The sequence below is a fragment of the Streptomyces sp. NPDC006923 genome (assembly GCF_040635655.1).
In the GTDB taxonomy this organism is placed as follows: Bacteria; Actinomycetota; Actinomycetes; order Streptomycetales; family Streptomycetaceae; genus Streptomyces.
Map to the genome: position 1 here is coordinate 1 of NZ_JBEYIF010000070.1, position 1,612 is coordinate 1,612.

Annotated in this window: 2 protein-coding genes; both read right to left on the reverse strand. The window is 40.0% G+C overall.

All coding sequences use genetic code 11. The annotated features are described in order from the left end of the window. Positions 1 to 222 (reverse strand): hypothetical protein (locus ABZ707_RS33440; RefSeq protein WP_360182659.1); only part of this gene is annotated, 222 nt, incomplete at its 3' end. A gap of 190 nt (positions 223 to 412) precedes the next feature. Then, the gene (locus tag ABZ707_RS33445) at positions 413 to 1,360 is read right to left on the reverse strand and encodes an IS30 family transposase (RefSeq protein ID WP_003130410.1); all 948 of its coding nucleotides are present in this window, start codon (positions 1,358 to 1,360) and stop codon (positions 413 to 415) included. Between the last annotated feature and the right edge of the window lie 252 nt (positions 1,361 to 1,612).

Here is a 1,612-nt window from a genome sequence, read left to right on the forward strand (position 1 = left end):
TTTGGAAATTCTAGAATCTATTTTTTTCAACCCATTAAGCATTGAACCGGCAAATATAAATGAAAGAATAATAAAAATAATTGCACCAATCACACCGTCAACAGCTTCGTTCTGCAAAATCCCTGTGTCCCAACCAAATACCTTTAAAATTGATGGTACAACAGCAACACCTAGCGATGCTCCGATGACAGTCATAACAAGATGAATAATCCAACGACGCATATCTTTTCCTCCTTTTAGAAAATGGATAGGCTTACAAGAAAGTCCTGTGTCAATTATACCACACGCTCCTTTAATATTGCTTATCCAAACACAAGAAATCTATTTAATTTCTCATGCTATATTTATTATTTTATAACTTATATCCCTTATTAGCGATCATTTAATTTTTTACGCAAATTGCAAGTCCAAGTTAGCCAGCCAAGCTCATCTCATATGAACTCTTATAGTTGAACATTTTTCTTGGATAATGGTTCATCCAATACTCGATAGCGGCGACTTCTTCAGGGGTCGTCTTTGTTGTGCCTTTTGGCAGATGCCTACGAATCATTCGGTTATGGTTTTCATTCGTCCCTCGCTCAAAGCTCGCGTAGGCGTGTGCATAGTAAACTGGACAGCTTACGACCTCAGAGAGCCTTGCAAATTCATGGCCATTGTCAGGGGTAATGGATTTGAAGTCATAACTTTTTTGAAGTTCCACCAGCTCATCATTGACCGCCTGTGCTGTTTTCCCATCAATCAAGCGAATGATCTCCGTGCGGTATTTTCGCTCTGTGAGCGTCAAAAGCACCTTGTTCTTAGCTCTCGTAAGAATGACCGTGTCAATCTCGTAATGCCCCACTTCTAAGCGATTGTTAATGAACTCAGGCCGTTCTTCAATAGACTTACCAAAAGGATGCTTTGGCGCACGAGGTTTGATTTTCTTTGCCGCCTTATACTGCGGATAGAAAAGATGATGACGCTTGGCTTCTAACCAGCCCCAGTTGACCCAATTGTAGAGGCTGCTCAGAGAAACTCCTTTTAGAGCCTGATGAATGACTTCCAAAGAGTCCTTGTCTTCTTTAAGACGTGTACTCACATAACAATCAATCTCAGTCGTGAGTTTACTCGGACGAACACTGTGAGCCCTCAATCCTTCATAATTTTCTTGAGCCTTTTTAGCAGAGTATTTTACCTTCCGCTTGAGCTGGATTTCCCCTCGCTTCATCTCTCTGTCAATCGTCCCATGAGCTTTATTCAATAAGCGCGCAATCTCACGGTTGCTCAGTCCTTCTTTATTGTGCCAACGTTCAATGTTTAAACGGTCTTGATTGGTCAGGTGTTTCCCTTTGCTCTGGCTTGTGATAGAATAGTCTTGCATCTGAATTTCCTTTTTATACTATTTGGTCGAACTTCTAGTATAAGAGATTCAGATGTTTTTTGCTTGACTCAAGGTGGCTAACTTCATTTTACAATTTGCGAATTTATTATTTATTTATCTCTGATAATGGCCACACACAGGTCCAATTAATCAATTTTTTTATCATCAAAGGGCAGTAAAAAATGTGACCAATCCAAAAATTATACCTGGAAAGTTTGCCGTTGCCAAAGCTAAATCTCTAGGCTTTTTGCC

Coding starts and splice junctions, on each gene's coding strand:
- ABZ707_RS33445 (WP_003130410.1), bottom strand. CDS start 1,360: ATGCAAGACTATTCTATCACAAGCCAGAGCAAAGGGAAACACCTGACC.